Source organism: Candidatus Neomarinimicrobiota bacterium, assembly GCA_030743815.1.
In the GTDB taxonomy this organism is placed as follows: domain Bacteria; phylum Fidelibacterota; class Marinisomatia; order Marinisomatales; family S15-B10; genus UBA2146.
The window spans coordinates 1-1,889 of record JASLRT010000110.1; the positions used below are offsets into that span (position 1 = coordinate 1).

Genomic DNA, 1,889 nt, shown 5'->3' on the forward strand with positions numbered 1-1,889 from the left:
GCGCATTTTCACTTTCACCGACAGCACGGATGAAGTTATTGCAAAGGATGTTTTTTCCACCCCAGCTTGGTCTTCCTCAGGAGAAAAGATCTATTACACCAAAAAATCGAAACCGGATAGGAACGGTTCGAAATGGTTCGATCTTTACGTCTATTCATTTGAAGATGAGGAAGAAGAGCGGCTGACGAAAGGTGCAAGAGCCTTTTCACCTGTTATTATCCCCGGTGATTCGTTGTTGGCTTACCTGGCTACCCGGGACGGGACACAGAATATTTTTCTGATTAACTTGAATTCGGAGAAGTCAGAACAGATAACACGTTTCGATGATGGACGCCAGATTTCCAGTCTTACTTTCGATCCCAACAAAAGGTGGCTCATGTTCGATTATGTGGAGAGTCATTTCAGGAATATTGCAGCCCTCAATCTGACGGATACGACTTTTGTTGATCTTATGGCTGTTCCCGAGTGGGACGAACGGGATATGACGGCCACGGCCAACGGAGGACTAATCTATTCCGTGGATCGGTCAGGCATTTTCAATCTCTTTTATGTGAATTCCTCAGATGGTCGCCAAGGCTATATCTCCAACGTTTTTGGTGGTGCATTCATGCCCGATGTCAGTAGGGATGGTAAGGTACTCTATTCCCTTTATGAGAATGGCGGCTACAGCATTGCGCTCGTGGATTCTGTTCGACTGGTGGAAGAAAGTAATGTTGGTTACAGCCCTGACTATTTCACAAAATTTAATGGTTTACCTCCTCCAATAATGGCGGACGATTCATCTTATCCTGATTCCGTATCCAGGAATTATGAAGATTCATTTTCCAACATGTTTTTCTTTCCGAGACTGCAGATCGATTATGGTATGGTTAAACCGGGATTCTATTTCCAATCCAACGAAATGATCAACCGGCTCAGCGTTTTCGGTGGAGCCGGTATCAACAGGCTTACTGATCTCGATTTATTTTTGCTCTTCGAACTGAGAACGCTCTATCCCACCCTATATGCGGAAATCTTTTTCATGACGCGACACATCACCAATCAATCTACCCTTTGGGATGTGATTGATATTGACTCGGATGTGGCTTACCGACTTTTCCAGATGGAGGGAGGGGCAAGTTTTCCATTGCGAGGTCAGCACAGTGTCACCTTCTTTGGCTCATATCAGAATTACCGTTCAAATGCACTCTGGTGGGTTCCCGGAGAACAGCTGTTCGGCAAGTCGGGAATCGATTACTACAGCGGTATTCATACAGGTTTGAGGTGGGACACACAGGTTTCCCGAAGAACAGTAGACGATGACATCCTACCCAGCAACGGTTTCAAGGTTCATCTCGATATCCGCCAGGAGATCAATCGATTTTACAGCCCAGAGGCATCCTTATTCGAGATCGTTTTCAACAATTTCAACTTCACCAGAGTGGAGGGGAGCAGTGAAGCTCATTTTGAGATACCGTACACGAACCGTTGGACATTCTCTGCTGAAATGGCCGGTGGATGGATGTCGGAGACGGAAGTAGATTCATTCTTCAATTTCTTTACCGGAGGAATGCCTGGGATAAGAGGGTATCCTTTTTATGCACTTGAAGGGAACAGGATGGCGTTGGTCACAACTACAGCGAGAATTCCCATCATGAGACAGCGCCACATTCCACTGGGTCCGTTTATTTTGCAAAATATAGTCGCTGGATTCATTGGTCAGTTTGGTGACGCCTGGAACGGGAACGGTGGAAGCTTTTCCGGAAAGCGATCGGCGGGAGTTCAGCTCCGGTTTGGCGGTTTTTCATTTTATAATTACCCGACGGGAATTGCCGTGGAATTACACAGGGGATTAGATAAATTCACTGCGCTAAATCACGAGTATGGCGGCGACTCACGGTTTTACTTTA

Annotated in this window: 1 protein-coding gene; it reads left to right on the top strand. The window is 46.1% G+C overall.

All coding sequences use genetic code 11. The annotated features are described in order from the left end of the window. On the top strand, positions 1-1,889 hold a 1,889-nt coding region (locus tag QF669_09155), incomplete at both ends, for a hypothetical protein (GenBank protein MDP6457597.1).